Source organism: Citricoccus zhacaiensis, assembly GCF_014645315.1.
Lineage (GTDB): Bacteria > Actinomycetota > Actinomycetes > Actinomycetales > Micrococcaceae > Citricoccus > Citricoccus zhacaiensis.
Window position 1 is genome coordinate 318,676 of the sequence record NZ_BMLQ01000004.1, and the last position, 26,101, is coordinate 344,776.

Consider the following 26,101-nt stretch of genomic DNA (forward strand, 5'->3'; position numbering starts at 1 on the left):
GGCGTCAGCGGCGCGCGGGGGCCGTGAAGGGTGCCAGCCGCTCCAATAACGTGATCAGCAGACCCGAGGTCTGTGCCGGGACCAGCTTCACCAGGTCGCCAGGGTGGTCAGGGTAGTCGGGCTGTCGGAGACGGCCGCGGGATCCGCCGTCGGGATCGCCATCAGAGCCGCCATCGCCAGCACCATGCGACCGCGTCAGAACGTGGTTTCCCCAGCGCGCGGCGTTGAGGCCCATGAGGACCTCGCCCCCGGCCGTGGACTCGGTAAGGTCAGCGCCGCCACTCTCCAGTGTCCACAGCAACCAGGGCGCGCTCCAGAGATCCTGCCAGCGCGGATCAGCGGCCAGCTCCGCCGGGAGCGGCAGGTCCGGGTCCAGGGTCCGCCGGAGCAGCAACTCCCGGGACACCGTGTCCACGCCGAGACGGCGGGAGTCCGACGGTCCGAGCGCCGCGGCGCGGATCACCAGCTCGGCGGAGCGTTCGGCGGGATACAACCCGAGCAGCACCTCGTCCGGCTCGCCCGGCACGGGCAGGGCGTGAGCCACGGCGGCCACCAGCCCACGGCTCCGGTGCAGCTCCAGCGCCCGATGGCGGCCATGGCGGCTGTGAATGGTCAGCGTGGACACCTGCTCGGCCTCCTGAAGGACCGCGGCGGCGACGGCGGCGCGGTCCGTCAGCCTGCGGGTGGCGGCACTGGCCAGGCCTGCCTCCACCACGGGCCGTGCTCGATCGTCCAGGAGTTGGCCCCACGGTTCTCCGGGTGGGTGCTGCGACAGGAAGGCCAGCGCGTCCGGGGCCAGATCGAGCATGGAGGCCCCGGCCCAGGCCCCGGCGGTGCTGAACCGCTGCCGCGAACCGGGACGGCCGGCGTCGTGCGCGGATTCGTCCGCCGCCCCGGCGGAGCTTTCGTCCGCCGCCACGCGTCCCACGCGGACCACGGACTGCGGCGAGGGATGCCCCTCGGCCAGGGCGGAGGCCCACTCGCCCGGAATGGCCCCGGCCATCGAGTCGAACATCATCTCCAGCAGGGCCAGGTCAGCCACGGCGCAGACAGCGGTGGCGTCCAGGTCCGGGGCATCACGCAGGGGGTCGAACCCCTCCGGCTGCCCCGCGTTGGCGGACCACAGCAGCCAGCGGGTCTCCACGGTGGGCCGGCCCGCCAGGGAGGGCACCAGACGCAGGAACCTCAGGCCGAACCAGTCGCCACCGGACCAGCGGTCCATGCCCACGGGCACACCGCGGGCCGGATCCGGTCCTCCGCGAGAACCGAACCGGGGCGATTCCGGGGCGGAATCGGTGCGCGGATCGTGCACCGCGGACCCCTCGGGGAGGTCGGCGTTGGTGTTCCAGCGCCGGACGGTGAACACCGGGGTGGTCCGGTCCGGTCCCGGCAACGGCATCATCAGCGCGTCGGCACCGGGCAGGAACGCCGGAGACCAGCCGGTGGGAACGGGCAGGGAGGGGGTCAGCGCGGACGCGGCGGTGCTCACCTCAATCCACCTCGAACTCGCCGGTGGCCGGGTTGTACCGGTCCTGCATCTCGTCCAGGTCCCAGGACTCGTCTCCGGCCTCGTTCACGATGAACTCCGTAAGCCCCGTGGCCACATAGGTCACCGCGATGCCCAGCACGGTGCCCCCGGGGCCCAGCACCGCGGTCAGCACGGCAGACCCGGCGCCCGTGGCGATCTGCACCCCGTCCACGATCATGGACTCCGTGGCGTACTTCTGCACGATGTCCCGGTACTCGGACTCGGAGAGCAGCGGGGCGGCGGTGGAGAGGGTCCGCCCATAGCGGTTGACGTTCACGCCGGTGCCGATCAGTTGCACGATCGCCGTGGCCCAGCCGCCGATCACGCCCTTGCCCAGCGTGGAGTCGGTGAGCTTGCCGAGCGAGTTCAGGCCGAACCTGGAGGCCATCTCCGCCACGGTCTGGGTGGTCTCGCCGTCGAAGGACAGGTCGACCTGCCGCCACTCCGTGTTCTCGTTCATGACCGCCAGGATGGCCGCATTGAGGTTCGGGTCCATGGGCGAACCGGTGCGGACCAGCTCACCGTTGGGACCGTAGGACCAGCGCACGCCGTTGGCGTCCACATAGTCGAAGGGAAGGTCGTCGTACTGGGCGAAGACCCCTTTGGCGATCGCCAGCAATTCCTCGTCGGAGAGGTCGGCGTCTCCGAAGATGTGGCTGGCCTCCAGCGCCTCGGCCAGCTCCTCCGGCGTCTCATACTGGGTCAGGGACTCCGGGCGGTGGGAGAAGTTCATCTCCCCCAGCGCGTCCATGTCGATGCCGTCGATCGTGCTCGCCAGATCACGCCGGGCCGCATTGAGGTGGTCGATGACCCAGACGGGGCCATTGGCCTCCCTTCCGTCCCGTTCGCCGCGCATCTCGTTGAACTTCTCCGCATAGCTCATGCCGTACTCAGCCATGAACTCGTCCTCGTCCATGCGCGAGTGGTCGGCCTCGACCGTGCGGTACGTCTCCATCCAGCCCTCGGCCCAGGAGTCGTAGTCCACCTTCATGTCGTCAAAGTCCTGCACGGAGGCCTTGTACACCTGCACCGCGCCGGAGAACACTGCTCCGGCATTCTTGATGGCCTGCAGCTTCTCGGCCACGGGAGTCATGGCCGCGAAGACCGCGTCCTGGTCAGCGCCACCGTAGACCTCCCGGAAATCGTTCCACTTGGTGACGGCCTGCATCAGGTGGGTGAAGGTCTCGTGGCAGTTCTCTGCCAGGTTGTCCGCGGCGCTGACCGCCATGGAGACGTTGCCGGTATCGATGGCCCAGGAACACACGCCGTCCCAGTACCGAGAGGTGTGGTTCTCCTGGGAGACGTCAGTGATCCATTCCACGTCATCGAACTTGGTCATGGCTCAGCCCTGGCTTCCGTAGGCGGCTTCGTAGGGATTGGAGATGTACTGCTGACCCCCGAGCGGGTCGTTCGGGTCCGGGTAGCTCGGCATCGGCGAGGGCTCCGGACTCGAGCCGCCCGACTGGTCCGGGGAGTCCGAGGGCGACGGGATGTCGCTGGTAGAGGTTCCGTCCCCGGAACGGTACTCCGGGAAGTCAGACGTGGCACCCGAGGCCTCGTAGGCCATGGCGGCATCCCCGGAGACGTAGTAGTTGACCGCTTCCTCCATGGCGTTGATGCAGTTGTTCAATTCCCTGAACAACCGCTCGTACGTGGGCTCGAGCTTGTCCTCCACGAAGGCGTAGTACGCCTGGTCCACCTTCTCGGCGTCGGACTTGGTGTTGGAGCTCTCCTGTGCGGCGTACGTGTGGCGGTCGACCATCATCAGGTCGTCATCGACCCACTGGAAGTCGTTGCCGGCGTCCACGATCTCCCGCAGCTCAGAGATGACACGCTGGCATCCGTGCACGTCGATCCAGTATTCGGTCACGGTCGTCTCCCTCGAGGCCAAGGGCCCTGCCGGCCCGCTCCGAGCAGACTATCGGTCTGATCCGGGCCTTGCGATGGGGACAACTCCCCATCCCTGGTCCATCACGGCACCAGTTGACGTCGGGAAACGCCGAAGAAATCGACAGTCACCGGTGCCGTGATCGGACTGGTCAGGCTGGAAGCGAGATGCTCTCCACCGGCTGGCCGGGATCCGCGGCGAAGTCCAGGCCGGACGGTGCCACGCCGTCCGCCACGAGCTGCGCGCCCAGGGCCGCGACCATGGCCCCGTTGTCCGTGCACAGTCTCACGGGCGGAACCGTCAGCCCGATCCCGGCGGCTTCGCACCGCTCTGCCAGCAGCGAGCGCAACCGGGAGTTGGCAGCCACGCCCCCGCCGAGCAGCAGGTGGGTGATGCCGTGCTCCGTGCAGGCGCGGACCGCCTTGGAGGTGATCACGTCCGCGACCGCCTCCTGGAAGGACGCGGCGATGTCCGCCGTCGGAATCTGGTCCTCCGGAATCCCGGCCGCCTCGAACTGCTCGACGCACCGGGCCACCGCGGTCTTCAATCCGGAGAAGGACCAGTTGTGGCGGTGCTGGCCGGGTTCCCCCGACGTGCCGACGAACTTCGGCGCGCTCAGCCCGCGCGGGAAGCGGAAGGCCTTCGGATCGCCCTGCTGGGCCAGCCGGTCGATCACGGGCCCGCCCGGGTAGCCAGCGCCCAGGAGCCGGGCGACCTTGTCATAGGCCTCGCCCGCGGCGTCGTCGATGGTGGAGCCGAGCAGCGTGACGTCCGTGGTGAGGCGGTTGACCTGCAGGATCTCCGTGTGCCCGCCGGAGACCAGCAGGGCACCGAGGCTCTCAGGCAGCGGCGCCGAGGGGCGGTCCGCGGACTCCTCGCCGCCCAGGTTCCCTTCCCCGAGCACGACGGCGGCCGGTCCGGTTCCGCTCTTGGCCACCCCGTCCAGCATGCCGACTCCGACATGGGCCACCAGGTGGTTGAGCCCGAAGAGCGGCTTGTCCGCGGCGAGCGCGAGGGCCTTCGCCCCGGCCACCCCGACCATGAGGGCACCGGCGAGACCGGGGCCGGAGGTCACGGCGATGGCATCGATCTCCTCCAGCGTGACGCCGGCGGTGTCCAGGGCCTGCTGCAGCGTGGGGATGTACTCCTCGAGGTGGGCCCGGGCCGCGATCTCGGGGATGACGCCACCGAAGCGGACGTGCTCCTCCATGGAGGAGGCCACCGCGTTGGCCAGCAACTCGGTCCCGCGCACGATGCCGAATCCGGTCTCATCACAGGAGGTCTCGATGCCCAGGACGAGAGGCGCGGAGCGGGTCATCGACGTTGACGGTTCAGCGACGGCGGCAGCAGTAGGCATGCCCGCCATTCTAAGACCGGGCCCGAAGCTCCGCCGGAACCATCGTCCGGCAGGATCACGGCCGCAATTAATGTAGCGACTCGCCGAAGAACCCTGACAGTTATTGCTCTCGTGATCGTTCTGTGGCGGGGCCGTTGACGGGGATGCGGACGGTGAAGGTGGAGCCCACGTCCTTTTCCGAGGACACGAGGAGCTCCCCGCCGTGGGCCCGCACGAAGCCCTGGGTGATGGCCAACCCCAAGCCGGTGCCAGGGATGGCCGCCTTGCGCACGTGCTCCGTCCGGTAGAAGTTCGTGAACAACTTCTCCCGTTCCGCCTCTGTCATCCCGAAACCGGTGTCCCGGACCGCAAGCTCGGCCCATTGCCTGGCACCGTCCACGCCGCCCACCTGGCGGAGAGCGACGGTGACGGAGCCGCCGTCGGGCGTGTACTTGATGGCATTGGACAGCAGGTTGTCCACCACCTGACCCATCTTGACCGGATCCGCCTGGGCATCCAGCCGCTCCGGGAGGTCCGCTTCAAGGGTCAGCCCGGCTTTCGCGGCCTGGACTGCCACGGACTCCACGCTGGTCTGCACCAACAGTGCCAGGTTGACCTGCTGCACCGTGACCTTGGAACTGTTCGCGGCGGAGTCCAGCAGGCTGGTCACGAGGCCCAGCAACCGCTCCGCGTTGCGCTGGGAGGTGGTCAGGAACTTCCGGACCACCGGGTCCAGGTCCTCCTCCAGCGCCACGTCCAGGTAGCCGATGATCGACGTCAGCGGCGTCCGGAACTCATGGGAGACCTCGGCCACAAACCGTTCCCGCGTCTGGATGGCGTCCATCAGATCCGTAACGTTCTGGAAGACCACCACGGTGCCGTCGAAGCGGTCCTCCTCGTCATACATGGCGGAGGCCGAGACGGAGAGGTGCTGCTGGGCGCCATCCGTGCCGATCGCGATGATGCGGCCACGGAATTCCTTGCCCTGCAGGGCTTGGGTGACGGGCCGCTCGTCCGGAGGGATGGGCGTGACACCGTCCGCCTCGAAGAGCAGCAACTCGTGCTCGGCGCCGTCGTCCCGGCCAGGCGGCAGGCCGATGAAGTGGGTGCGCCGCTGGGCTTGGTTCATCAGGACGTCATGGCCGTCTCCGTCCACCACGAGGATCCCGACGTCCGAGGTCTCCACCACGGCCTGCAGCAACCGGTTCTGGGTGGCGGCCCCGTCCAGGGCCGATCGCAACTCCAACCGCTGCTTGTCCATGCTGCGGGTCAGAATGCTGGCCGCCACCCCGAGCGCCAGCATGAGGAACGGCACCATGACCGGCCGGGTCAGACTCGATTCCATGAGGGCATCCGAGAACGGAGTCGTTGCGGACACATACGGCCACCAGTTGACGGCGGCGGTTCCGAGAAAGCCGAGGCTCAGAGCAAGTATGGGATAGAGACCTGACCACGCCAGCCAGAAGACGGGGAACGCTGTCAGAAGCACCATGCCGTCAAGCACGGAGCGCGCGGCAGTCCAGAGCGGAGCGATCGCGACGAAATCGAGCAGCGGGATGATCCAGTAGAACACGGCAGGCAGCCGGTGCCACGGAATGGTCCCCGCCAACAACGTCAGGAACATGATGCCGCCGAAGCCGATGGCCAGGAAGGTGGATTCCATGGCCACGCCGGGATCGATCGCCAAGACCGCGATGACCACGAGAACGGTGGAGATCGTCAGCGGCAATTGCGATAACAGGACGCGGCGCCTCAGCGAGAACTCGCCGAAGTGGCGGCGGCCCTCGGCCACCTCGGCCGAGGGCAGCGTCGTCGGGGTAGCGAGTGACACGGCAGGACTCCGTTCGTTGCGAGGCATGAAGCGCCTCTATGTACACGATATCCTTGGACCAAACAACGCTTTGGGGGGTGTTTCGCATGGATGATCGTCGTGTCGCCGTCGTCGTCGAGGATGACGATGACATCCGGGGGCTCATGGTGGCCCTCCTGGGCCAGTCGGGTTTCGAGGTGCATGAGGCCTCCAACGGGACCGACGGCGTGCGTGCCGTACGAGACTACGATCCCATCCTCGTGACCGTGGACCTGGGCCTGCCGGACTTCGACGGCTACGAGGTCACCCGTCAAGTGCGCCAGTTCACCGACGCCTACGTGGTGATGCTGACCGCCCGTGGCGAGGAGATCGACACCCTCCTGGGCCTGGATGCCGGTGCCGACGATTACCTCACCAAGCCGTTCCGCCCCCGCGTGCTGCGCGCCCGGATCGAGGCCATGCTGCGCCGCCCACGCGGAGGCAGCACCGCGGCTCCGGCCGTCCCGGCGCCGCCCACGAATGCGCCCGTCCGGGAGAACTCCGGCGGCGCGGTGCCGACCGCCTCCAACGAGAAACCAGTCCAGATCGATCGGCACCTGTCCCTGGACGGCCTGGAGCTGTACCCGACCGTGCACCAGGTGGTGGCCGAGGGCCGCGAGGTCCCCGTGACCCCCACGGAGTTCCTGTTGTTGGAAACGCTGATGCTCAGCGGCCGCGTGGTGAGGTCGAAGGCGGAGCTGTCCCGCGTCATCCGCGGGGATGCACCAGACAACGGAACCTTCGTCTCTCTGGCGGACGAGCGCACCGTGGAGGTACATCTCGGGAACCTGCGGCGCAAGCTGAAGGACGATCCGAAGACGCCGCGATGGGTGCAGACCGTGCGTGGAGTGGGCTACCGCATGGCGAGCAGCCCACAGGATGTCAGATAGCTCCCGCAACCTGCTGTACGAACAGCTGCAGCTGCCGGGCAGTCTCGGCGGCCAGACGGCGTAGCGTTTCCATGATCTCGGCCAGTCGTTCCCTAGCGGGCCAGTGGACGGGAGCCGGCGGACGCTGGGCGAAGTCCTCCTGGAGGCGGGCCGCCAACGTGGACAGGGCCTGGGCGCCTGCCATGGCCGAAGAGGTCTTCAGGCTGAGGACGGCGTCCATCCAGTCCCCGTGGTCCTGGGCTGAGAGGGCGCGCTGGAGGCGATCGACGCGCTGGTCCAGCATGGCCTCATAGCGGCGGATGAACCCGCACAGCATGTCTGTATCGCCTAGTTGTTCCCCCAACCGGCCCAGCGCATCAGTATCAAGTACTGGTGCAATGGTCATGGACTCATGATGCTCCCCCTTGCGCAGGACCACGCCGGGCTTTTCCCAAAGCTTTGCTCAAGACCCACGCCGGTCCCACTTCCCAAAGGAACCCTCAAGGTCGGCGCGGCGAATCTACGGGAAACCTTGTGGGGATCCGTCGTCAACCCGCAGGCCGGGCTTGAGGGCCGTGGCCTGAAATAGATCTCAGCAGGAAGCCGGGAGCGGCATCGACATCCCCGTCGACAAGTCTCCGAGAGCTCCTGCACCGTCTCAGTATCGACGCCGGCGCTGGCATCCCCGCCAGCCCCGGCCAAGATCGTTCTCAACAAGGGGTATTGACATGAAGAAGATGACCAAGGGTGCCATCGTGACCGGCTTAGGCGTGGCCCTCCTCCTCGGCGGCGGCGGCACCCTCGCCGTATGGAACGTCGAGCAGACCGCCAATGCCGGGACTATGGCCGCCGGCAGCATGGAACTGACCTCGAGCACGGGCGTCTGGACCTCCAACCTCTCCAACAACCCGATCCCGGACATCACCGAGTACCGCATCGTCCCGGGCGAGGAACTCACCTACACGCAGCAACTTGAGGTCGGGCTGGAGGGTGACCAACTGGAGGCCACCCTGTCCGTCGACACCTCCGGAGTCACCAATGGCTTCTCCAACAACCTGACCCTGGAGGACTTCATGGTGACGAAGGCCGGGGCCGCCGACGCTGCCATCACGGCCTACAACGGCTCGGCCGATGTGGAGAAGGGCACGTACACCGCCTCCGCCACCCTGGCCTTCAACGCCGACCACCAGGAGGACATGAACCAGGAGCTGGACCTCACCCAGGTCACCTATGTCCTGGATCAGAAGGCTCCGACGCCCGCCAACTGATCCCGTCCTTACCGTCCCGACCCCACGCAGCGGGTGACCATCCCCGGTCCACCCGTGGCCCGCCACCGCCGCCCTTCGTCCCCTGAGGAGATGACATGCGCATCAAGACCATGATGCGGACCGCTGGAGTCATCTCTCTGGCGGTGGTGGCGGGCCTGCTGGGGGTCGGGGGCACCTGGGCGCTCTGGAACGTGGCGGTACCGGCGGAGATGGGCACCGTCCAGGCCGCCGATTTCCGGGTCGAACTCAACGGCTCACCCATGACAGTCAACGGCATGGCCGCCACTGTGGCGTTGGAGAAACCGGGGACCGCCCTGACGCCGAAGACACCTGTGTACTCCATCATCACGGTCAAGAACGCCGCCAATGCCGGCGGCCGGTTCTCCATCCGTGCCACCATGGGCACACCGACCGCCCAGAGTTCTGATCCCATCTTGGCAGCGAATCTCAAGGGCCATGTCCTCACGGCCCAGATGCCTGGATCCACCACGTGCGCCGATGCCACCTACACGGCACAACCCGCCACCGCCACGATCGCCAAAGGCGCCACCGCCCGGTATTGCGTCAAGATGAGCCTGCCCGCAGACACCCCCGCCATGTTGACCCCGTCCACCGCCACCGTGACCATCCCGGTGACCGCCACCCAGATCCAGTAAGGAGCAGGACATGAGCACACCTCGCGATCAGCACCACTTCCGCGCTCCGATCTGGCTGCAGAGGATCGGCCAAGCAATCTCCTTCCTCATTCTGTGTGTTTCGGCGTTGGCGGCGGTGGTCCTGATCATCGTCCCGCTCGTCACCGGTTCCCAGACCTACTCCGTGCTGACCAGCTCGATGGCACCGAGCTACCCGCCGGGAACCTTCCTGGTGGTCAAGCCGACCGATTTTGATGCCCTGCATGGTGGCGATGTCATCACCTACCAGATGGAGTCCGGCCGTCCGGAGGTCATCACCCACCGCATCACTTCGCTGACCGCCAGCCAAGACGGTGAACGCATGCTCATCACCCAAGGGGACAACAACGACGTCGCCGATCCTGACCCCGTCATGGAGATCCAAGTCCGCGGCAAGCTGGTCTACGCAGTGCCCTACGTGGGTTTCCTGGCCAACGCACTCGGCCAGACCGACCGCAGCGGCATCATCACCATCTTGGCCGTCGCCCTGATCACCTATGGCCTGTATTCCATGGTCCGCGGCATCGCGAAAGAGCGGAGCGAGAAACGAGTCCAGGATATCGTCCCCACCGCATCAGACACTTTCCCCGCTGATACCGCCCGGGAGCAAGCATGGCCACGCCACTGACTCGCACTGTCTCCCGCCGCACCTGGCGCGCATCCGTCGCCGTCTTCCTCGTCGTGTTTCTTGGCGGGCTGGGCGTCTCCGGGGCTAGCGCCCTGTGGTCACAGCAGGCCTCCGCGAAGACCACCGTGGCTACCGGAACCTGGGTGAAGGAGGGCTGGTCCATGCCACTCAACGTGGATGCTCATCTTCAGGACTTCGACACCCTCCTAGTAGTGGCGGAATACGACTTCCGGTTCACCTGGAATCCGCGCCAGGCCGAGTACGCGCAGTTGCCACTTCGCTACGAGATTGCACTGACTCCGGTGCGCAATGGTCGTGTGATGACGAACGTGCCCTCATCTGTCAACGGTGATCAGCGCGACATCTCCGTGACGGTCCTCCGGCAAGGATTGAAGGCGGAGTTCAAGCTGACCATCACCCCGGTTCTCGATGGCGTCCGCGGCACGCCGACGACGAAGACGCTCGAGGTCCTCCCCTTCGGTGACTACCGGTTCTCCAGCTAACCCGGTGGTGCTCACGTCTCGGGGCACCCTGCCGGCATGGCGGCCACGTCAAGCAGGCAGACAGGCCCCACTGAGCCTCGCCCCAAGTGCAGCCGGACACCGGCATCGCCCGCGGCGTCCAGCACTCCTAGTCGCAGTGCAGACACGTCGTACTGTCCCTCGGGCAGGTCGGCCCATTCCGGTGGCCCGTCCGTGGACCCGGTGAAGGGCCGGTTCTGGTTGTTGACCGTCAGGGAGATGAGGCCGTCGACGTAGAGCCCGGTGTAGACGCCAGAGACAGCCGTGACGATGGGCTGGGCCAGATCCGTGACGGTGGAACCGAGGATACCCAGCGGTCCAAGGACGTCATCCACCACCGTCCCCACCAGAAGTCCCAGGCCGTTGGTGAGGCTGCCGACCAGGCCGTTGAGAAGGCCGATGAGGAGATCTTCCAGTACGCCCAGGTCTACTCCGAGCAGTCGAAGATCCACCTGTGCACTCACGTCCCCTTGCAGCAGGTCCCCCAGTGAACCGTCGACCTCGGCGGTGATCGTGGCGATTTTCACCGGGAGGATCAACAAAACGGCGCTGAGGTTCACAGCGACGTCGACGTGGACGTTCACGGCATCCACGGCACCGGTCAGCAGGGACTGGACGTCGCCCAACCAGTCGTCCAAGGCCTGTCCCAGGGCAACGGTGAGCGCATTGACCACGGCAGGATCACCGAGCAGGTCTGTGTTCGGCGGCAGTCCGTTCAGTCCGTTCGAGTACAGGTCTGGATATGCCGCGGCCAACAGCGCAGCCGTGTCCACGGAGACGGTGCCGGCTGTGGGCGCGATGGTCAGGATTCCTGCGTCGTCGCCGAAGTCCTCTGTCAGGAAGGTACGGACGCTGCTCAGGTCAATGTTCGCCGTGATACTCGCGTCCACATCGCCGAGACGGAGCGCGCCCAGCAAGGGGCCCAAGAGGTCGGAGACACCGCCAACCAGGGAATCCACCACTCCCTGGTTCCCGGAGAGACCGTTGACGGTCTCTTCCACGTTGACCAGCACGCCCTCAACGCCCTGCACGAGACTCCCCACGGCCGGGGACTCCACGGAGGTCTGCAGTGAGCTGATGAGGTACTCACGGCTGACGGCTTGATCCAGCTCCGCGGCCTGGGCGGCCAGCGGACTGGCGCCGAGAGCCCCGGACAGGGCTGCCTCGCAACCGTCCAGAGTGGCCCGGCCGGCCAGTGCCCCGGCCTCTAGACTCACATCGGCCACGTTGTCACCCACCAGCGAGGCCACATCGTGGTCAAGGGAAGCCAACAACTCGGACAGTTCGAGCGTGGCCAACTGTGGCTCGCCGGCACCCGGCTCCAGAGCAATGACCCCTTCGTCATTGACCAGACCTGCGGCACCGGTGGATTCACCAGTGGATTGCGCCTGACCGTACTGGCCGATCACGCCGGTTTCAGTGTCCAAGGGCAGCTGGATGAATCCCAGGCCCACGCTGAGGAACTCAAGGGCCGTCACACCGAGTGGGGCGAAGTACGCATCAAAGGAATCGGTAGGCGCCCCCTGTTCCGTCCAAGAACGATCACCGTCCTGATAGACCTCGGCATCCTGCACCTCGGCCGCACTGTCCAGATCGACCCCCAGTGCGGAACCGCTGATCATGGTTCCCGCACCGCGAGCTGCGAACTGCCCCTGTGGATCGGTGCAGTCAAGCACGCCCAACCGACCATGGGCGACCTCGCGGTCATTCCAGGAGGCCAGCGTCGGGACGATCCCTCCCGTGACGGAAGAGGCAGCCATCACCATGGCCAAGAGTCCGGCCAGGAGTCCCACCATCCACCAGCGACGCCGGCTCATGCCCGGCCCCCGCTCCGGCGGCGGGCCCCCGCCGCCAGCGCCACTCCCACCAGGACCAGCCCCGCGGCGACGGCCAGGAACAGTAACCCGACGGTACCGGTCCTCAGCATCGGCGTCTGGGCTCCTGGAATCCCGTCAGCGCCGGAATCCGCGTCGGGATCAGTACCGGGGGCCGGCTCAGGATCCGTGTCAGGGCCGGCGTCAGGGCCGGCGGACGCGCCCGAGGCATACAGGCCCACGCCCACGTCCCCGGTGCGGCCCTGCAGGCTGTCGTCCCAGGACGCCTCGGCCGGCAGCCCCATCGTCACCATGACGTACCGCGGGCTGTCGGCTTCCAGGTCCGCCAGGGTCCATGTGCCCGACGCCGCGCCGGGATCGCCGGCATCCGTGCCGCTTTCCTGCGCGCCGCCGTCGGGCCCCTGGCCTACCGGATCACCGACGTCAGCCAACCGCGTGGTCTCCACCAGACGGGTCTCCTCCCCCGGGCATGTTGCCTCCGGCTTGGTGGTGGCAAAAGGCTCCGTGCAGGACCGGACCGAGATGCGGATCCCGTCAGTGTGGTCCACCAGATCACCACTGCCCATCAACCGCAGGCTCAGATTGCCGGCGGGCTCACCCTCCAGTCGCGTCTCGATGGTCCAGGTCACCCGGTCTCCCGGGGTCAGCCCGGTGAAGTATGCCGGATACGGATCCGCCCGCAACACCAGGTAGCCGTCCTGCCCGGTCTCCGGGACATCCTCCAGCGCTCCGCTGGCCGGCGGCAGGCCGCCAGCCGTGATGGCCAGTATCACGACGCCGGCGCCCATCCCAAGCGCGGCAAGGCACCGCCGCGCCCGGCGGGGCCTGCGGTCACTCATCGGCATGGACGCTCCTTGAGGCGATGGGTCAGGCGATGGGTTAGACGGTCGGTTCGGACAGTGCTTCGGTGGATCCGGACGGTGAGTCGGCGGCGTCATCATCGGGGTCGGGCCAGAACACGGAGAAGACCAAAGCAGCGACGACGGCGGTGAGGCCCATGATCACCCACGGCGAGCGCAGGTCCTCCAGCACGGCCCCCACGTGTGGGGCGCCCACGACCATCCGATGGGCGGCGTCCACCACGTAGGGGAACTGGTCCGGCACCGGGTTGTCATCGCCCTGGAGGGTCAAGGACCTGACCCCGTCGCCGGCTCCCGGAGGTCCCTGCTCGATCCGGGTGATCCGGTGGGTGACGGGGAGCGTGGCGTCGTCCCGCTGCAGGGTCACCACGTCGCCGATCTCCAGCTCAGTGGCGGCCACGGGCACGCTGATGGCAGCGGATCCCGTGGGCAGCTCCGGTGACATCGACCCGGTCATGAAGACCACGATCCGCGCCCCGGTCAGGAAGCTGACCACGTACCATGCGACCACCAGCAGGCCGGCCAATCCCAGCACCACCAGCCCGGTGCTGGTCAGCCCCCGTCGCATCCGCCACCCTGCGGAGGGCGTCTTCACGGTGCTCCGGTTCAGGGAGTCGCGGGCTCGGCAGGTTCGACGGCCTCGGCGGCCTCAGCATCCACCGACGTGGCGATGAACTGCCAGGCCGGAGCGGCAGTCTGACCCTGAAGGCCGTCCACGCCCGGGGCGCCTGCCGGCAGGGTGACCTCGAAGCAGTAGTACTGGATGTTGGCTTCGTTGGCCTCCAGCTCCTGCTCGGCCGGGGCCACGGCGGTATCGAAGCCGGTACCGGCCGGGATCACTTCGGTCCCGAAGGCATCCCACGTGGCCGCCGTGCAGGCGGTCGGGGTCTCGGTGGCCTTGACGGAGTAGGTCAGTGCCCCCCAGAGTCCGGCACTCGTGGCCAGGTCGGCTGCTTCGACCGGCTGCTGCAGTTCGAGGGAACCCGCGATGGAGCCCTCTCCGGTCTTCAATGCCACCGGTGCGTACACGCTGTCGCCCGGGGTCAGGTTCAGGGCGCCCGGGGTGAACACCACCTCGCCACCGGGATTCGCCTCCTGGTCGTCCCACGTGGAGGCCGCTGTCGGCGGGGCCGCATCTCGGTTCTGCTGCACGTTGAAGGTGGATGTCCCCAACCCCGGTCCGCCGTCACCATTGCCGGCGAAGATCCATTCGGAGTCGTTCCAGGCGGCCAGGGTGGCCAGTCCACCGACCCCCACCACAGCGGCTACCGCTCCCACGGCCCAGACTTTTTGCGTTTTCTTCTGCATGATTTCCCCTCATCATCCATTGGTTCGGAACGGCCGGCGCGAGCGCTACTCACGGTCCACTTCAACCATGGTCGAAAGCGAGGAAATTCTCTAGTCGAATTTTGACAGTGACAGTCTCCATTCATATCCAGTTGACACCCATTGGTTCGGGCTATCCCACCACATGCCGGCGCATGATCAGCGCGTCCACCCGGCCCGTGCCCTGCTGGGCATCTCCCGGGTAGTAACCCGCCCGCGTGTGAATGTGCTCGAAGCCGTGGCGCGCGTACAGCTGCTGGGCCCGCGGGTTGTCCGCGCGCACTTCGAGCAGCAGGTCGGTCGCCCGGCGGCGCCTGGCCTCGGCCACCATCCACAGCAACATGGCCGTACCCAGTCCGCGGCCCTCGGCCTCGGGAGCAACGGCAATGGTCTGCACATCAGCCAGCGGCGGGACGCACATCAACCCGCAATACCCGAGCACGACGCCGGCGGCCTCCCCCGCGGTTGTGTTGCTGTCCGCTTCGGTTCCGGCCTCCATCCGGGCGACAGTATCCGTCGCGGTTTCCGGTCCGGCACCCGGGCCGACGACGACGCGGTAGGCGCGCGTGCCGCCGTCGGACTCCGGGCCAGCCTGAGCGAGCTCCTGCTCGAAGAAGGACAGCGGCCAGGCGTCGAACGGGAACAGCCGCTGCTCCAGTGCGTGCACGGTGGGCAGGTCGGCCCAGTCCAAGGACCGCATCGAATATCCGGCGGGCAGCACGGGGTCAGCGGCGGTCGAGGCACTGGCGTCGAAGTCGTCCACGGGACCGGTAGGAGGAGGCATGCGGGCCATTCTACGAATCAGGCACTTCGAGAGGCCCGCCGCACTCTCTGCTGACCTTGATCCGGCGCTAGGGTGACGGGGTGAACAGCAACGGGGCACGATCAACATGACAGCCGTAGACGCCACCCGCGGGGGGAAGCGTACGCACGGCCTGGTTGATCGCCTGCTCGAGGTGACCCGCCGGCCGGCCTTCTTCTCCGCCATCACCCAGACCCTCAAGTGCGTGATCGCCGCCACCGCGGCCTGGTGGTTCTCCATCACCATTCTGGAGACCAAGATGCCGTTCCTCGCGCCCTGGACGGCCCTGCTGACGGTCCACGCCACGGTGTACCGGTCACTGTCCCACGGGGTGCAGACGTCCATCGCCTCTGCCCTCGGCGTCGGGCTGTCCTTCGTCATCGGCAACCTCCTCGGCGTCAACGTCTGGACCTATGCGCTGGCTCTGCTGGTGGGGATGGTGGCAGCCCGCATCCACTGGATCCGCGACGAGGGAGTCGCCATCGCCACCACCGCGATCTTCCTCCTCAGCAGTGGCTTCGAGGATCAGGAACCCCTCTTGCTGGACCGCATGATCGAGGTCGGCGTGGGCGTTGCCGTGGGCATCACCGTCAACCTCCTGATCATCCCGCCACTGCGGGACCGGCAGGCGGCGCGCTACGTCGATTCCATCAACCGGCGCATGGGCAGCGTCCTGGAGGAGATGGCGGACGAGTTCTCTCAGTCCTGGGACACGGATCGGGCCGAGGCCTGGATGTCGCAGACGGAGTCCATGGAAGAGGACACCCGGACCGCCTGGGAGTTTGTGCGCTTCGCCCGCGAGAGCCGGCGCGCCAATCCTCGGATGTATCTCCGCCGCCACGGCGTCCGGCTCCGCACGCCGCTGACCGGCAACGGGAAGGACGACGATTACGTCGAGATCCTCTCCCGCGTGGACGAGGGCGTCTCCCACCTCCGGCACCTGGCGCGGACCCTGCATGAGGCCACCTACGCAGAGGGTGCGTGGGACGACCGCTTCCGCGATCAGTGGTCAGCCCTCCTGCGGGACTGCGGACGCTCGATTGCCGATCCTGACGCCGCGGTGGAACCGGTCAACGACCGGCTGACGAACCTCTCGGAATCGATGTCGCAGGACCACGACCTCCCGCGGTCGGCCTGGCCGGTCTACGGTTCACTGATCACCAGCCTGAGGCACCTCGCCGTCATCGTCGATGACGTGGCCTCAACCCGGGATGCCCGGGAAGGCAGTTCGTGATTGGTCGATCTCGGGTGAGGTGGAACCCCAGTTCGAACGACTCCCGGCCCCCCTCGACGGAACCGCCGGCGGACACGGCTCCTTCACCCGTCCCCCCGGACACGTGGCGACGTGCCATGGCCGAGGCCCCGGAGGCGGCATGGCAGCGAGATACCTCCGTGCTGGTGATCGCCGCCCATCCCGACGACGAGGCCATCGGTGCCGGACGCCTCCTGGCCGACCATGTGGGTCCGGTGCGATGTGTCACTCTCACGGCCGGAGAACGCTGTCACGGGGACCACGCCGATCTCGATGACGTGGCCCGAAAACGGCTGCGGGAATGGGCCGAGGCCCTGAGTGTCCTGGGCGTGACCCGCGTGGAAACCCGGCGCTGGCCCGACGGCGACTTGGCGGGTCATGAGGGCGAGGCCACCGAGGTGGTGGCAGCGCTCGCGGCCGAGGCCGACGTCGTTCTCGCCCCGTGGCGGCACGATCCGCACCCGGACCACGAGGCGGCCGGACGCGTCGGTGCCGCGGCAGCGCAGACGGCGGGAGTGCCGCTCTGGGGTTACCTCGTCTGGACCCCGTACTGGTTCCCTGCGGCAGAGATCACCCGCCGTGGTGCGACGCTGCGGGTATACCCGACATCGGAGCGGGCCGGTCGGCTCCGCACCGAGGCCATCGCCCGCCACCGTTCCCAGATCGAGCCCCAGCACCCGGCCGTCCGGCCCGTGGTGCCGCCCGAGCTGGTCGACCGCCATGAATGCCAGATGCTCGTGCAGGAGCCTGATGAACAGAACGCCTGATTTCGACGCGCTTTACCGTTCCGATCCGGACCCCTTCTCGGTCGGTTCCAACTGGTACGAACGGCGCAAGATCGCGGTGGTCCTGGCGTCCCTGGCACGGCACGAGTATGCCCTAGCGTGGGATGCCGCGGCCGGCACCGGCCACCTTGCCCTGGAGCTATCGGCCCGTTGTCACCGTGTCGTGGCCACGGACGCGTCCGCGGTGGCCGTCGCGGCCCTGAGCGATCAGGCGACGGAAGTCTGCTCAGAAGAGGCGGCCGACGATTTCCCGTTCAGCCCGGAGATGCCGGGGACCGGGCGGCTCACCGTCCGGCAGTCGGCGCTGCCCACCCTGCCGGCAGAGGCTCGAGCGGCGGATCTAGTGATCGTCTCCGAAGTCCTCTATTACCTGCCCGGTCCAGCACGCGCCGCCACGGTACAGATGCTCTTCGGCCTTGATGCCGAGATCGTCACTGTGCATTGGCGCCATCATCCCGAGGACGCCTACCTGTCGGGTGAGGACTGCACGCGGGAAGTGGACGTGGCCCTGACTGCTGCGGGGTTCTTCCGTGCGGTGCTGCACGAAGACCGGGACTTCGTCCTCAGCACGCACCTGCCCGCCTCTACGCCACCAAGGGAGTTGCCATGATGCCGTCCCTCGGCCTGAAGGCTCCTGCGCCGTTCGACCTACCGGCGGGACTGCGCGAGACCACGCCGACATGCCAGCGCGCCGCGATTCACCACGTGGCCGGCCAAGCCGAGTGGGCCGCTCTCGACTGGCCCGGCCTGGTGGAGGCGCTAATGGCCTTGGGCCGAACGGACATCCCCCTGGCCCGCCTCACAGAGGGGCATGTGGATGCCCTGCGGGTCATGGCCGAAGCCGGCGCCACTCCAGACCCAGACGCGCTCTACGGCGTCTGGGCGTCCCGCTCGGGCGGCACCGGCCTGTCCGGCAAGCCGGTCCGCGGAGGGTGGCACCTGACGGGACGGCTGCTCTTCGCCTCGGGGGCCGGCGTGCTGGACCGCGCCCTGGTGACCGTCTGGCCGGAGGAAGACTGTCATCTGCTGCTGGACGTTGCCGTCTCAGGCTGGTCCTTCGACACCAGTGCTTGGCGCACCCGCGCCATGGAGCACTCCCGCAGCCATCGGATCGAGTTGGACGCAGTGGTCTCGGCTCGGCAGATCGGGGCGAACAACTTCTATCTGACGCGGTCGTCCTTCTTCCCCGGTGGTGTCGGTGTAGCCGCTGTCTGGACCGGTGGGGCGGCACGCGTGCTCGATCTGCTCGCCCAGAGCACGGAGGTGCCGGCTGCCGTCTCTGACCCGAGACGAGTGCGGCTGGGCCGGGCCCGCACCGATCTGGCCTCGGCGGTGGCCTTGGTCCGCCAGACCGCGGCAGCCCTGCGCGCATCGCACGTCGGCGGCGCACCTGGCTCGGCAGGGGAAGGGCAGGCGGCGGAACACCAGGAGCCACTCCGCACTCTCGCGACACTGTGCCGGGCTGGCGTCGGCGCCGCGGTTCGCCGCATTTTGGACGACGTCCGCGCCCTGGCAGGCCCCGCTGGCCTGGCTTTCGATGAGGATCTGAACCGGGCCGTGGACGACGTGGCACTCTACGTCGCCCAGCAGAGCCAAGACGGCGACGCCGTGTACGTGGGAGGGTCTGCATGACCGAACCTGCAGCGGCAAAGCCGGCGTTGACCGGCTGGCCGGTGGAGGCCATACCCTCGGCGCTGCACCCACCGGTGGACATCATCGTCGCCATTCCGGCCCACGACGAGGAACTCCTGTTACCCGGCTGCCTCGACCACGTGGCTGCCGCCGTCACATGGGCCCGTGCCATCGGCGCGGTAGACCGGGCCGTCGTCGCCGTGGCCGCCCATCGTTGTGCTGATCGCACCGCACAGGTGGCACGGGCGCGACTGACCGACGCTGAGCCGGACGTGGAATGGATCGTCGTCGAAGACTGGGCCTCCGCCACGGTCGCCGAGGTCCGCCGGACTGCCGTTGATGCGGCTGTGCCGCTCTTGGGCCAGTCCAGCAGCGCATGGCTGTTCAACACGGACGCCGACTCGCTGGTTCCCGCCGACTGGGTCTCCTCCAGCCTGGCTGTGGCCACCGCGAACGGGGCAGACGCCGTCGCTGGCCTCGTCGACCTTCTGGACTGGAACGCCCCGGCGGCGGCCCGGCACGCGTATGAGTTGCTGGTGACGCGCGGCATCCACAGCGCCGGCCATGACCACGCCTATGGGGCCAACCTCGTGATCCGTCTCGACGCCTACCAGACCGTCGGCGGGTTCACCCCGCGGAGCCACGGAGAGGACCATGATCTCGTCCGGCGGCTCGGGGCGGCACGCTTTCGGGTGGCCACGCCGGTGTTTCCCCGGGTCAGCACGTCTGGCCGGGAGGATCCACGTTGTGCCGATGGCCTGGGCTCCCTCTTGCGCCGATTGGCCGAGTCCTCAGACGCGGGATAGCCGCCCGGCACCCAGACGTTGCGAGAACGCTCGATGTCGAGACACGCCGATCACGTCGACGCCAATCGTGTTCGTATCATCTCGGGTGCGCGACGGGCGAGTCTGGTGCCTTGCCCATCGGCCCTGCGTGCCGTAGGAATCGTCCATGGGAACCCGCATGTTCGTGGCCGTCTACCCACCCGAGGACGTTCGCGAGGAGTTGGCCGAGTTTGTCTCCGTCCGCCCGGGCCTCGCCTGGACCGGCCCGGAACAGATGCATCTGACGCTCGCATTCTTCGGCTCCGTCCCGGACCGTTCCCTCGAGCCGCTCGAGGAGAACCTGGAGAGCGCCGTAGTGAGCGTTGAGTCCTTCCCCTGCGGTCTGCACGGGGCCGGGGCGTTCCCCCATCCGGACAGCGCCGCGGTGTTGTGGCTGGGCGTCGAGGATGGCGCCGAGGACCTGACCCGGCTGGCACGGAAGGCGCGCGGAGCGGGCAACCGGGCCGGCGTCGTGCCCGATGGCAAGGCCTTCCATCCGCACCTGACCCTGGCGCGCCCGGGCCGCACGAATGCCACGCGGTGGATCCGCGTGCTGGAGACGTTCAGCTCGCGGATCTGGACGGTGGATGAGGTGCATCTCGTCGAGTCGACGCTGCAAGGACATGGTCACCGGCCGCGGCATCGGACCGTGAAGACGGTACCTTTGGCCCCCTGACGGGAGGCGCGAGCGTCGGTAGCGTGGAAAGTGCCACGCCGTGCGCGGTCGGCGTCTCTCTCGGTCTTCCGGCGGCCACGGCACGAGGAGAGGAAACATCATGACCGCGCATTTTTCCCCGAGGAACACCCCACTCCGCACTGCGACGGCCCTGCTGGGCTTGGGCGGAATCCTCGTCCTGGGTGCCTGCGCACCCGAGAGTGCATCCGAGACGACACCGGAGGGCGGTGCCTCCGCCCCCGACGGCGGCGTCCAGTCCCTGAGCCCCGGCGCCACCGAGGGCGCGGAGACCACGGACACGATGGCCTCCGACGCCACGAACACGGCGGATTCGGACGCGGCGGGTTCAGGCACAGGAGAATCCGGTGCAACCGCTGACTACACCGCGAGCATGCAGGACATCGAGAGTGAGGTCGGCACCGCACAGATCCGGGAGATGGACGGGGCGATGGAGTTCACCGTGGAGGTCTCCGGCATGGAGCCCGGCTTCTACGGCCTGCACGTTCACGAGATCGGCGAATGCAATCCTGACAGTGCCGCGCCGGATGACCCCTCCGAACTGGGGGCCTTCCTCTCGGCCGGCAGCCACATCGGTGCCGACGAGTCCGACCACCCTGACCACGCTGGAGATCTGCCTCCCATCCTGGTGCAGGAGTCTGGGGAGGGCCACCTGACCTTCCAGACTGACCGGCTCACCGCCGAGCACCTGCAGGATGAGGACGGTGCCGCGATGATGCTGCACTCCGATCCGGACAACTTCGCCAACATCCCCGAGCGCTATGCCCCCGACGGCCCGGACGAGGACACCACCGGGACCGGCGACGCGGGCTTCCGCTGGGCCTGCGGCGTGGTCGAGACAGCCGGCTGAGGGTCCCCCCGAGTTACGAGCACGCCCGACGTCGAGAATCGCCGATTCAGACGACGGTGACCGTGCTCGTAACTCGTGTCTGGCGGTGGATGGCCCGGCGTAGGCGTTCCAGGAATTGCCTTGCCCCGTCGCTGCGATAGATGTCATCAGCAGCTTTGACCGATTCCCAGCCATGGTCGGTGAAATCGCTGTCTCGCTTGATGTCGCTGTTCAATTGCGTGGCCTCGCCGTGACCTCGTCCGTCGTACTGGATCGCGATCCGCCACTGGGGATAGTGCAGATCCGGCCGTCTCTTCAGGGTCGGCGAAAGCCAGACCTCCTGGTTCACCACGGGTTCGGGCAGTCCGGCATCAACGATGATCAGCCGAAGCAGGGTCTCGGCAGGCGAGTCCACGCCTTCACGGATCAGTTCCCTTGCTTGGCGGGCGGCGTTGATGCCCTTGGTGCGACGATGGCGCCCCAGCACAGCATCCACCTCGGCCAAGGTGCACAGCGGGTTCTCCCCCACGACCCCGTCCGGCCGGGCGGGACCTTTGCTTCTCTGCAGCAGCGCATCTCCGGCGGCGACCAGCCACACTGGATCTTTGATCTGCGTGGAGAGGTCTAACCAGGTCCGTTCCGGTGTTGTCAGCCGCAGTCCGTCAAGCTCCACCACGTCCTCGTCGTCCAACCCGGCCTTATGCCCCTGGATTCCAGGTCGACGCCTGGCCCCGGATTCCCCTTTGCGCCCCGTGACGTGAATCGGCCAATCCTCCTCCAGATGGTGCGGCAACCACAGGCCCCACAGTCGCGCAGCTGTCGAGTGGCTCAGATAGTGCTCCCCGGGCAATGACGACACCGCTTCGACTACTTCCCGCCACGGAAGGTCTCCGAGGTCCCAGAGCCTGATACCCGGCGTGGGCACCGTCAACCACCGGTGCCGCAGCTGGTACTCGGTCATCCCAGATGCACGAGCTTCCTCAGCGGTGAACACCGTCTTGGCCACGGCGCCTCGAGCCGGGTCATGCCGGGCTGCACCCTCCCCGAACGCGGTCGAGTTGGCATTGTTTCTCCAGTCCATGGACACCAGCGTTGGGCATCCTGCCCGCTCCTGCAGAAGTTATCCACAGGCCGAGTGACGAGCCGAGTCACAAGCACGCCTGACGTTGAGAATTGCCGATGAACCCTTCGTCGATCGTGCTCATAACCCAAGGGGGCAGTGGGCATCGGGGCCATTGCCCGCAGGGGTCAGAGCAAGGAGATGACCTCGTCCAGCATCTGCTCCGTCAAGCGTCCGGTGAAGGTGTTCTGTTGGGAGACGTGGTAGCAGCCGACCACACGTACCTCCCGTGGACGGCCGGCGCCCAGGCCGTCGCTGACGCCGTTCCCCGATACCGTGAACACCGTCTGCGCCGCGTGGCCGAACTTCGCCCGGGGCCGCGGCACACTCCAGCCCACGCGCAGCGCTGCGGCGTGCAGCGACTGCCAGCCGATCCCGCCCAGCACCAGGATCGACTCGACCGAGTCCGCGAGCTGCAGTTCACGGTCCAGCCAGGGACCGCAGGCGGCTCGCTCGTCCGGCGTCGGCTTGTTGTCCGGCGGGGCGCAGTGCACCGGGGCCACCATGCGGACGCCGCTCAGCCGCTGCCCGTCCCCGGCGGACACCGACGTCGGCCTCGCGGCATAGCCGGCCCGGTACAGGGCGGCGTGGATCCAGTCCCCCGAGCGGTCGCCGGTGAACATCCGTCCGGTGCGGTTCCCGCCGTGCGCGGCCGGGGCCAGCCCGACGACGAGCACGCGCGGTTGCTCGTCCCCCAAGGAGGGCACAGGACGGCCCCAATAGGGCTCACCGAGGAACGCCTTCCGCTTGCCCACCGCCACCGACTCCCGCCAGTCCACCAGTCGCGGGCAGGCGCGGCACATGGAGACCCGGGCGTCGACGTCGGCCAGAGACTGCGCCGTGCCCGCCAGCCTCCGGACCTGTGCGGGCGAGGTGGCGGCCGGCGTCGTCAGCCCCGCGGGGTCCTCCGGCCAACCGGTGCCGGGCGGCACGGGCGAGGCGAACGGCTGGCCCGTCACCGGGTGCGGCAGCAGGCGGGGCAGGCCGCCGCCCAGGGGAAGGCCTTCACCGGGAGGGGTGCCGCCGGCCGGAATCCCGGTCAGGACTGCTGTTCCCGGAGCCGGTCGATGTGCTCGGAGGCCTCGGCCTTGGTCAGGTTCGCGGGCAGTTCCTCGCCGGCCTGCTTGGCGAGGGTGTCCAGGTATGAACGCTGCGCTTCGGTCATCGGGTCGTCACCGCTGACCCAGTCTGCGGGGTCCTTCTCCAGTGCAGGGTCCTCGGCATCGCCGGAGGCACCAATGGTCTCCCCGTCGGCTGCCCCGGCTGCCGACTCTGCGGCCGTCCCCTGTCCGAGGACCTCTGCCTCTTCCTCCGGATCGGGAAACTGGGCTGGTGTGGTCGTCATCAGTGGCTCCTTCGGGACGGGGTGTCGTCGGTTTGGTGCACATGCTAACGGTAGGTCAACGCCGCAGTCGCTGCCCTGCGGACTTACAGTGGGCAGTGCACCACACACCGAACCGCTGAACCAGGAGCGTCCGCATGAGCACACAGGAGCAATCTGCGCCACGTCGGCCCGAGGGCGCGGGCGCGGGCCCGTGGTCAGATCCGATGGGGCGGATCGGGGCGCGTGCGGGCCAGACGTTGCTGATCGCCGCCGTGGCCGTCGGCATCATCTGGGTGCTGCTGCGCGTGAGCGTCGTGGTCCTGGCCGCGCTGGTGGCCCTGATCCTGGCTTCGGCCGTCGCCCCCCTGGTGCGGTGGCTGGTCGGCAAGGGCTGGTCCCATCTGCTGTCCACCCTGACGGCATTCCTGGGCATCGTGGTGGTGGTCGGAGGGGTGGTTACCGGGGTTGTTCTGGCGGTCATCAATGAGTGGGATTCCCTGGTCTCCTCGGCCACTGAAGGGTGGCAGAGACTACAAGACTGGGTCACGTCCGGCCCCCTGCCGGTGGACGCCACCGTCATCGACGACGCCATGCAGCAGGTCACCGACTTCGCCACCAGTGGCAACTTCGCCAGCGGCCTGGCCAGCAGCACCCTGACCGGGATCTCTGCGGCCACCTCGTTCCTCACCGGCCTGGTCCTGATGATCGTCGTGCTGTTCTTCCTGCTCAAGGACGGCTGGAAGTTCACCAACTTCTCCCTCCGTTGGTTCCAGGGCGGCACCCGGGCCAAGCTGGCGGAGTCCATCGACCGCTCATCCGAGGTGCTCGGCGGCTACGTGCGCGGCACCGCCACCGTGGCCCTCGTGGACGCCGTGGTGATCGGCATCGCGCTGGCGGTCCTCGGTGTGCCGCTGGCGCTGCCGTTGGCCGTGATCATCTTCATCGGCGCGTTCATCCCCATCGTCGGGGCCACTGCCACCGGCATCATGGCCGCGCTGGTCGCCCTGGTCACCAACGGACTGACCACGGCACTGATCGTGACGGCCGTGGTCATCCTGGTCAACCAGATCGAGGGCAACTTCCTCCAACCGGTGGTCATGGGCCGGACGCTGAGCCTGCACGCCATGATCGTGTTGCTGGCCCTGACCATCGGCACGATCGTCGGCGGGATCTTCGGCGCCATCCTGGCCGTTCCCTACACTGCCGTGGCGTGGACCCTGATCCAGGTCTGGACGGACCGGTATCAGGCCGGCGAGGATCCCGTCCTTGGCCCGGACCCCCTGGACGCCAAGGACCGCGCTGCCGCCAAGGCCACCACGGCCCAGCGGCTGCGCTATTGGCGCATCAGCCGCCAACGCCCGTCGAGTCAGGACCTCGGCGCTGCGCAGAAGGTGGAGTCGGAATCGCAGGACGCGTCCGGTGTGGCCGAGACGTCCGGCCCCACGGACACCGCCGGTTCCACGGAGGCACCCCGCTCCACGGAGTCCTGAACCGACGGCGGCCGGGCGGCTTCTGCCGACGGCCTACCGTTCCCCGGTGCCGGCCTTCTTCCGGGGGCCCGGCACCTTCGCATCGGATTCGCGCAGGTACAGGGGCTGCACCGGCAGGATCCCGCGGCCACGGCGCAGGGCGAGCTCGCCGACCAGGCCGAGCGAGCCGGCGTCGGGCACGGCGGTGGAGAACTCCGCGACCGCGGCGAGGGCCTCCGGGTACAGCCCGGCCCCGGCACCGTAGGCCGGCAACGGGGTGACCTCATCGGGGGCCGTGACGAATGGCCCGTGGAGGCGCTGGAACTGGCCGCCCACGGACGCATAGTGGGCCCAGTAGACCTCACGGCGGCGGGCGTCGGTGGCCACCACGAACTCCTCGACCCCCGCTCGGAACGCGTCCTCGGCCGCGGGCAGCGCGATCGCGTCCAGGCTCATCACCCCGTGCACCGGCAGCCCCCACGCGAACGCGAGCGAGCGCGCCGTCACCAGCCCGGCGCGCAACCCGGTGAACGGACCGGGCCCGACGCCGGCCACCACCGCCCGCAGATCGGCCGGCTCCACCTTCGCCTCCTCGAGAACCCGGCGGACCGCCGGCGTGAGGACCTCGGCATGCGTGTTGGTCTCGGTGGAGGCATAGCGGGCGAGGACCTCTCCGCCCTGCACCACGGCCACACTGGCGGTGGCGGACGCGTCGAGGGCGAGGAGGGGGCGGGAGGACTGGTCGGGCATGGGATCCAGTCTACGGAGGGGCCAGGATGGGGAGTTCT

At 68.1% G+C, this 26,101-nt stretch carries 28 protein-coding genes; 13 read left to right on the forward strand and 15 right to left on the reverse strand.

The genetic code is table 11. The features are described 5' to 3' along the window. Window positions 1-4 precede the first annotated feature (4 nt). The 5 genes from IEX49_RS08770 to IEX49_RS08790 form a co-directional block, all read right to left on the reverse strand. Window positions 5-1,489 carry a hypothetical protein gene (locus tag IEX49_RS08770; protein WP_188805770.1) on the reverse strand — a complete coding sequence of 495 codons (1,485 nt, stop codon included), beginning with the start codon at window positions 1,487-1,489 and terminating at the stop codon, window positions 5-7. Between the two features lies 1 nt (window position 1,490). Next, window positions 1,491-2,867: a hypothetical protein gene (locus IEX49_RS08775; protein ID WP_188805771.1), complete on the reverse strand. Its 1,377-nt coding sequence runs from the start codon at window positions 2,865-2,867 to the stop codon at window positions 1,491-1,493. 3 nt (window positions 2,868-2,870) lie between these two features. Further along, complete coding sequence (locus IEX49_RS08780) at window positions 2,871-3,398, reverse strand: DUF6507 family protein (protein WP_188805772.1); 528 nt, start codon at window positions 3,396-3,398, stop codon at window positions 2,871-2,873. A gap of 169 nt (window positions 3,399-3,567) precedes the next feature. Further along, window positions 3,568-4,773, reverse strand: coding sequence for a tRNA (adenosine(37)-N6)-threonylcarbamoyltransferase complex transferase subunit TsaD (gene tsaD, locus IEX49_RS08785; RefSeq protein ID WP_373286702.1), 1,206 nt, complete (start codon window positions 4,771-4,773; stop codon window positions 3,568-3,570). A 100-nt stretch (window positions 4,774-4,873) separates the two neighbouring features. Then, window positions 4,874-6,583, reverse strand: a complete 1,710-nt coding sequence (locus IEX49_RS08790; protein ID WP_188805773.1) for a sensor histidine kinase — start codon at window positions 6,581-6,583, stop codon at window positions 4,874-4,876. An 86-nt stretch (window positions 6,584-6,669) separates the two neighbouring features. Here IEX49_RS08790 and IEX49_RS08795 point away from each other — a divergent pair, with 86 nt between their 5' ends. Next, entirely contained in the window at window positions 6,670-7,491 is an 822-nt protein-coding gene (locus IEX49_RS08795) for a response regulator transcription factor (protein ID WP_188805774.1), read from the forward strand. On the opposite strand, the gene IEX49_RS08800 is transcribed toward IEX49_RS08795, so the two are convergent. Continuing rightward, the gene (locus tag IEX49_RS08800; RefSeq protein WP_188805775.1) at window positions 7,484-7,876 is read right to left on the reverse strand and encodes an Hpt domain-containing protein; all 393 of its coding nucleotides are present in this window, start codon (window positions 7,874-7,876) and stop codon (window positions 7,484-7,486) included. The genes IEX49_RS08795 and IEX49_RS08800 overlap by 8 nt on opposite strands. Before the next feature lie 322 nt (window positions 7,877-8,198). Here IEX49_RS08800 and IEX49_RS08805 point away from each other — a divergent pair, with 322 nt between their 5' ends. The 4 genes from IEX49_RS08805 to IEX49_RS08820 all read left to right on the forward strand — a co-directional run bounded on the left by IEX49_RS08805 (window position 8,199) and on the right by IEX49_RS08820 (window position 10,543). Continuing rightward, complete coding sequence (locus tag IEX49_RS08805; RefSeq protein WP_188805776.1) at window positions 8,199-8,738, forward strand: alternate-type signal peptide domain-containing protein; 540 nt, start codon at window positions 8,199-8,201, stop codon at window positions 8,736-8,738. A 95-nt stretch (window positions 8,739-8,833) separates the two neighbouring features. Beyond that, window positions 8,834-9,394 carry a hypothetical protein gene (locus tag IEX49_RS08810; protein WP_188805777.1) on the forward strand — a complete coding sequence of 187 codons (561 nt, stop codon included), beginning with the start codon at window positions 8,834-8,836 and terminating at the stop codon, window positions 9,392-9,394. A 10-nt stretch (window positions 9,395-9,404) separates the two neighbouring features. Then, a complete protein-coding gene (locus IEX49_RS08815) occupies window positions 9,405-10,040 on the forward strand; it encodes a signal peptidase I (RefSeq protein ID WP_188805778.1) in 636 nt (211 codons plus the stop codon). Next, window positions 10,025-10,543: a hypothetical protein gene (locus tag IEX49_RS08820; RefSeq protein ID WP_188805779.1), complete on the forward strand. Its 519-nt coding sequence runs from the start codon at window positions 10,025-10,027 to the stop codon at window positions 10,541-10,543. The genes IEX49_RS08815 and IEX49_RS08820 overlap by 16 nt, the downstream gene beginning before the upstream one ends. 11 nt (window positions 10,544-10,554) lie before the next feature. Here IEX49_RS08820 and IEX49_RS08825 read toward each other — a convergent pair whose 3' ends face one another. From IEX49_RS08825 to IEX49_RS08845, 5 genes are all read right to left on the reverse strand, one after another. Further along, entirely contained in the window at window positions 10,555-12,378 is a 1,824-nt protein-coding gene (locus IEX49_RS08825; protein WP_188805780.1) for a choice-of-anchor G family protein, read from the reverse strand. Further along, the gene (locus IEX49_RS08830; RefSeq protein ID WP_188805781.1) at window positions 12,375-13,235 is read right to left on the reverse strand and encodes a hypothetical protein; all 861 of its coding nucleotides are present in this window, start codon (window positions 13,233-13,235) and stop codon (window positions 12,375-12,377) included. The genes IEX49_RS08825 and IEX49_RS08830 overlap by 4 nt, the downstream gene beginning before the upstream one ends. Before the next feature lie 40 nt (window positions 13,236-13,275). After that, on the reverse strand, window positions 13,276-13,851 hold the full coding sequence (locus tag IEX49_RS08835; protein WP_188805782.1) for a signal peptidase I: 576 nt from the start codon (window positions 13,849-13,851) through the stop codon (window positions 13,276-13,278). Between the two features lie 11 nt (window positions 13,852-13,862). Beyond that, window positions 13,863-14,564, reverse strand: coding sequence for a SipW-dependent-type signal peptide-containing protein (locus IEX49_RS08840; protein WP_229672450.1), 702 nt, complete (start codon window positions 14,562-14,564; stop codon window positions 13,863-13,865). 151 nt (window positions 14,565-14,715) lie between these two features. Continuing rightward, window positions 14,716-15,282, reverse strand: coding sequence for a GNAT family N-acetyltransferase (locus IEX49_RS08845; RefSeq protein ID WP_229672478.1), 567 nt, complete (start codon window positions 15,280-15,282; stop codon window positions 14,716-14,718). A 190-nt stretch (window positions 15,283-15,472) separates the two neighbouring features. Here IEX49_RS08845 and IEX49_RS08850 point away from each other — a divergent pair, with 190 nt between their 5' ends. From IEX49_RS08850 to IEX49_RS08880, 7 genes are all read left to right on the forward strand, one after another. Continuing rightward, window positions 15,473-16,618, forward strand: a complete 1,146-nt coding sequence (locus IEX49_RS08850; RefSeq protein ID WP_188805784.1) for an FUSC family protein — start codon at window positions 15,473-15,475, stop codon at window positions 16,616-16,618. Window positions 16,619-16,734: 116 nt separating this feature from the next. Further along, window positions 16,735-17,403, forward strand: coding sequence for a PIG-L deacetylase family protein (locus IEX49_RS08855; protein WP_188805785.1), 669 nt, complete (start codon window positions 16,735-16,737; stop codon window positions 17,401-17,403). Beyond that, window positions 17,387-18,031, forward strand: a complete 645-nt coding sequence (locus IEX49_RS08860; RefSeq protein ID WP_229672452.1) for a methyltransferase domain-containing protein — start codon at window positions 17,387-17,389, stop codon at window positions 18,029-18,031. Before IEX49_RS08855 ends, IEX49_RS08860 begins: the two co-directional genes overlap by 17 nt. Then, window positions 18,028-19,053, forward strand: coding sequence for an acyl-CoA dehydrogenase family protein (locus IEX49_RS08865; RefSeq protein WP_188805787.1), 1,026 nt, complete (start codon window positions 18,028-18,030; stop codon window positions 19,051-19,053). The genes IEX49_RS08860 and IEX49_RS08865 overlap by 4 nt, the downstream gene beginning before the upstream one ends. After that, window positions 19,050-19,859, forward strand: a complete 810-nt coding sequence (locus tag IEX49_RS08870; protein ID WP_188805788.1) for a glycosyltransferase family 2 protein — start codon at window positions 19,050-19,052, stop codon at window positions 19,857-19,859. The genes IEX49_RS08865 and IEX49_RS08870 overlap by 4 nt, the downstream gene beginning before the upstream one ends. A gap of 145 nt (window positions 19,860-20,004) precedes the next feature. After that, window positions 20,005-20,553, forward strand: coding sequence for an RNA 2',3'-cyclic phosphodiesterase (thpR, locus tag IEX49_RS08875; protein ID WP_188805789.1), 549 nt, complete (start codon window positions 20,005-20,007; stop codon window positions 20,551-20,553). 100 nt (window positions 20,554-20,653) lie between these two features. After that, window positions 20,654-21,421 carry a superoxide dismutase family protein gene (locus tag IEX49_RS08880; RefSeq protein WP_188805790.1) on the forward strand — a complete coding sequence of 256 codons (768 nt, stop codon included), beginning with the start codon at window positions 20,654-20,656 and terminating at the stop codon, window positions 21,419-21,421. 46 nt (window positions 21,422-21,467) lie between these two features. Here IEX49_RS08880 and IEX49_RS08885 read toward each other — a convergent pair whose 3' ends face one another. From IEX49_RS08885 to IEX49_RS08895, 3 genes are all read right to left on the reverse strand, one after another. Further along, window positions 21,468-22,487 (reverse strand): hypothetical protein, encoded by a 1,020-nt coding sequence (locus IEX49_RS08885; RefSeq protein ID WP_188805791.1) that lies wholly within the window; start codon window positions 22,485-22,487, stop codon window positions 21,468-21,470. Between the two features lie 161 nt (window positions 22,488-22,648). Then, the gene (locus IEX49_RS08890) at window positions 22,649-23,479 is read right to left on the reverse strand and encodes a uracil-DNA glycosylase (protein WP_308421927.1); all 831 of its coding nucleotides are present in this window, start codon (window positions 23,477-23,479) and stop codon (window positions 22,649-22,651) included. Between the two features lie 80 nt (window positions 23,480-23,559). Further along, complete coding sequence (locus tag IEX49_RS08895) at window positions 23,560-23,865, reverse strand: DUF3072 domain-containing protein (protein ID WP_188805792.1); 306 nt, start codon at window positions 23,863-23,865, stop codon at window positions 23,560-23,562. A 134-nt stretch (window positions 23,866-23,999) separates the two neighbouring features. On the opposite strand from IEX49_RS08895, the gene IEX49_RS08900 reads away from it, so the two are divergent. Next, window positions 24,000-25,334, forward strand: a complete 1,335-nt coding sequence (locus tag IEX49_RS08900) for an AI-2E family transporter (RefSeq protein ID WP_188805793.1) — start codon at window positions 24,000-24,002, stop codon at window positions 25,332-25,334. Window positions 25,335-25,367: 33 nt separating this feature from the next. Here the strand turns inward: IEX49_RS08900 and tsaB are convergent, their stop codons facing one another. Continuing rightward, complete coding sequence (gene tsaB / locus IEX49_RS08905; protein ID WP_188805794.1) at window positions 25,368-26,063, reverse strand: tRNA (adenosine(37)-N6)-threonylcarbamoyltransferase complex dimerization subunit type 1 TsaB; 696 nt, start codon at window positions 26,061-26,063, stop codon at window positions 25,368-25,370. Window positions 26,064-26,101 lie beyond the last annotated feature (38 nt).

Coding starts and splice junctions, on each gene's coding strand:
- IEX49_RS08775 (WP_188805771.1), bottom strand. CDS start 2,867: ATGACCAAGTTCGATGACGTGGAATGGATCACTGACGTCTCCCAGGAG.
- tsaD (WP_373286702.1), bottom strand. CDS start 4,773: ATGCCTACTGCTGCCGCCGTCGCTGAACCGTCAACGTCGATGACCCGC.
- IEX49_RS08795 (WP_188805774.1), top strand. CDS start 6,670: ATGGATGATCGTCGTGTCGCCGTCGTCGTCGAGGATGACGATGACATC.
- IEX49_RS08800 (WP_188805775.1), bottom strand. CDS start 7,876: ATGACCATTGCACCAGTACTTGATACTGATGCGCTGGGCCGGTTGGGG.
- IEX49_RS08805 (WP_188805776.1), top strand. CDS start 8,199: ATGAAGAAGATGACCAAGGGTGCCATCGTGACCGGCTTAGGCGTGGCC.
- IEX49_RS08810 (WP_188805777.1), top strand. CDS start 8,834: ATGCGCATCAAGACCATGATGCGGACCGCTGGAGTCATCTCTCTGGCG.
- IEX49_RS08815 (WP_188805778.1), top strand. CDS start 9,405: ATGAGCACACCTCGCGATCAGCACCACTTCCGCGCTCCGATCTGGCTG.
- IEX49_RS08820 (WP_188805779.1), top strand. CDS start 10,025: ATGGCCACGCCACTGACTCGCACTGTCTCCCGCCGCACCTGGCGCGCA.
- IEX49_RS08825 (WP_188805780.1), bottom strand. CDS start 12,378: ATGAGCCGGCGTCGCTGGTGGATGGTGGGACTCCTGGCCGGACTCTTG.
- IEX49_RS08830 (WP_188805781.1), bottom strand. CDS start 13,235: ATGAGTGACCGCAGGCCCCGCCGGGCGCGGCGGTGCCTTGCCGCGCTT.
- IEX49_RS08840 (WP_229672450.1), bottom strand. CDS start 14,564: ATGCAGAAGAAAACGCAAAAAGTCTGGGCCGTGGGAGCGGTAGCCGCT.
- IEX49_RS08845 (WP_229672478.1), bottom strand. CDS start 15,282: ATGCGGTCCTTGGACTGGGCCGACCTGCCCACCGTGCACGCACTGGAG.
- IEX49_RS08850 (WP_188805784.1), top strand. CDS start 15,473: ATGACAGCCGTAGACGCCACCCGCGGGGGGAAGCGTACGCACGGCCTG.
- IEX49_RS08855 (WP_188805785.1), top strand. CDS start 16,735: ATGGCCGAGGCCCCGGAGGCGGCATGGCAGCGAGATACCTCCGTGCTG.
- IEX49_RS08860 (WP_229672452.1), top strand. CDS start 17,387: ATGAACAGAACGCCTGATTTCGACGCGCTTTACCGTTCCGATCCGGAC.
- IEX49_RS08865 (WP_188805787.1), top strand. CDS start 18,028: ATGATGCCGTCCCTCGGCCTGAAGGCTCCTGCGCCGTTCGACCTACCG.
- IEX49_RS08870 (WP_188805788.1), top strand. CDS start 19,050: ATGACCGAACCTGCAGCGGCAAAGCCGGCGTTGACCGGCTGGCCGGTG.
- thpR (WP_188805789.1), top strand. CDS start 20,005: ATGGGAACCCGCATGTTCGTGGCCGTCTACCCACCCGAGGACGTTCGC.
- IEX49_RS08880 (WP_188805790.1), top strand. CDS start 20,654: ATGACCGCGCATTTTTCCCCGAGGAACACCCCACTCCGCACTGCGACG.
- IEX49_RS08895 (WP_188805792.1), bottom strand. CDS start 23,865: ATGACGACCACACCAGCCCAGTTTCCCGATCCGGAGGAAGAGGCAGAG.
- IEX49_RS08900 (WP_188805793.1), top strand. CDS start 24,000: ATGAGCACACAGGAGCAATCTGCGCCACGTCGGCCCGAGGGCGCGGGC.
- tsaB (WP_188805794.1), bottom strand. CDS start 26,063: ATGCCCGACCAGTCCTCCCGCCCCCTCCTCGCCCTCGACGCGTCCGCC.